Below are 2,419 nucleotides of genomic sequence, written 5' to 3'. Positions count from 1 at the left end.
AAAAACTCATTTAAATCACTTTGCTATTAAGTACAAATTGATTCTTAGAGCGAACCAGATTGCTTGGCAGGAGCTTAAAAATATGGCAGCTTAAAATTGACCGTGCGTAACATGAGTTATAGAGGAAAATGAATACTTACCTTTAATCCAACTTCATCGTTGTTAAAGGAAATATGCCCTTCATAGAGCTCAATTAATTTTCTACATATCCCTAAACCAGTACCTATGCCGCTTGTTTTAGAAGTAAAGAATGGAACCGGTCCATTATTAATAAAATCATCAGGGAGCCCTGGTCCAGTATCGATAATTTCCAAGATTATAGAATTAGCTTGATGCCTCGAACTAAGGGTAATTTGCCCATCCATTCCGCAACGTTGGAAGGCCTCAACGCTATTGCGAAGCAAATTGAGGAGGATCTGCGCCAAGTGTTCACGATTAATCTTTATCTCCGGCAATCGCGGCGCTAAATTTAAATGGATTGGATAGGGGCATGTGTATTTAATTATATTGATTAACTGAATTATTAACTCATTAGCGTTTAATTGCTCAATAAAAAAATTTAAATCATTAAAATTATCATTTAAGGTTCGGGTTATTTCATTCGCTATAAGGGTTTGTGCTTTGATGTTTTCTAAGCCTTGGTGCATCCTTGAAAATTCAAACGTCCCATCTTCCACTTTTTCCATGATGAGACTACATGCTTTGCTGTAAATTGAAATGGCGGTCAAGGGTTGGCTGACTTGATCAGCAAAGTTGGAAATCGCTTCTCGCATCGCTGCAATTTTATTTTGTTCTAACACCTGGATGATGGTTTGATTTTGTATTATCTCCTCAGTAACATCCTTTTGGATTCCGATATAGTAAGATAAGTGATTATTTTCTTTTATTGGAGCTAAACTCAGCTCATTCCAAAATAAACTGCCATCCCTTTTCATATTTCTTAAAATCACCCGACAATTTTTTTGTTCGTTAAGGGCTTGGCGAATTAAATGGGTTTCAGGCTGCGGAGGTAAAGAGCCTTGCAGAAAGCGGCAATTTTTTCCTATTATTTCATGGGCAGAATAACCGGTTAATTGTTCAAAGGATGGGTTGATAAACACTAGAGGCTGATGTTTTTGTTTCATATCAACAATGGTTATTCCATCATTAGCTGAATGTAAAGCTTCATAAGCAAAATCGCTTATTCCCTTCATGGCAAACACCCTCAAGAAAATTATATAATATATAGGACTTCCTGGTTAAAAAATAGTCTTCATTAACTAATTAAGATTGCTCAAAATTAAATAACCAACGGAAGAAATTTAATTATTCTTAATTTATAACAAGGGAGAGCTATGGATACTCAGAACGTTGTAGTTGGTAAATACCTCAAAGAATTATCCTAACTACATTAGAGTTGAAGGGTGATAAAATCACCCATTCATTAAATTCGGCCTAATAAAAGTAAGATTAACAACACCAATAAGACGGTACCTAATAAACCACTGGGTCCATAGCCCCAATTCTTACTGTAATTCCAACGGGGTAATCCACCTATGGCCATTAAGAGCAAAATAATTAAAAGTATGGTAATCATATGCTAGCCCCTTATTTGATGTTTTCTATTAAAGCCAAGAACCTCTTTACTATTTTTCTCAAAGAACTTAGTCGTTTACTTCACAGGTAATTTTTGTACAATCCCGACAATGTTCTGCTGCAAATTTAAATGAAGCGTCTGCTGTTCCTTTGGTGTTTTTCATTTGATCATCAGCCGCTTTATCTGCAGCCACATCACTGCTACTTGCATTGGTTGTACAAATCCAATTTTTAGTTAAATCTGTGGCACTGACTGCAAATAAACTAAATGAACTTAAAAAAAGGGAAATCAACATTATTTTTTTCATCATCACTCCTTGATAGTTTGTCTAAAGGTAGACTTTATAATTATAGCCAGTATAGTGCGGATTAAGCGGGGGAAATAACTATGGAAAATGGCAATTACCTAATTTATTTAAATGAGCTACACTTAAAGATCGTTTACCCGATAATCGGGCAAACCCTTGCACGTTCTCACGAGGATAGGTGGAGTTTCATGCCGGCTCTACTTTTCTCCTATGCTGTTTATTTAAGTTTAATCTAAGAAAAAAACCTAAATGGATCGCTCTATTTATGGAAGTAATATGTTGGATGCTTTGTACCGGCGCTGCATGGCGAGATTGCCACCGGATGGTAATAGGCAAAGTATTTATGACCCTTACAATCATTGATCGAAGAAAGCTTATATCAAGGTTATATTGGCGGATTTAAAAAAGTGGCGATCACAATAGCACTTGATAGCTCAATTATTAAGTACATCAAGATAATAATTCAATAGAAACTAAGTAGTTCATTGATAATGATATAGAAAGTTAGCCCTATGCTAGCTATAAAAAAAAGAGCC

At 35.6% G+C, this 2,419-nt stretch carries 3 protein-coding genes; all 3 read right to left on the bottom strand.

Features of this window, described 5'->3' with window-relative positions; genetic code table 11:
- Window positions 1-116: 116 nt before the first annotated feature.
- Complete coding sequence (locus tag ELY15_RS15175; RefSeq protein WP_127101506.1) at window positions 117-1,193, bottom strand: PAS domain-containing protein; 1,077 nt, start codon at window positions 1,191-1,193, stop codon at window positions 117-119.
- 230 nt (window positions 1,194-1,423) lie between these two features.
- Window positions 1,424-1,576 (bottom strand): DUF3309 family protein, encoded by a 153-nt coding sequence (locus ELY15_RS15170; protein WP_127101504.1) that lies wholly within the window; start codon window positions 1,574-1,576, stop codon window positions 1,424-1,426.
- A gap of 67 nt (window positions 1,577-1,643) precedes the next feature.
- Entirely contained in the window at window positions 1,644-1,883 is a 240-nt protein-coding gene (locus ELY15_RS15165; RefSeq protein WP_127101502.1) for a hypothetical protein, read from the bottom strand.
- Window positions 1,884-2,419: the final 536 nt, after the last annotated feature.

Source organism: Legionella sp. km772 (assembly GCF_003989735.1).
GTDB lineage: Bacteria > Pseudomonadota > Gammaproteobacteria > Legionellales > Legionellaceae > Legionella.
Note: the sequence above shows the minus strand (reverse complement) of the source record. Positions and strands in the feature narration are given on the sequence as shown.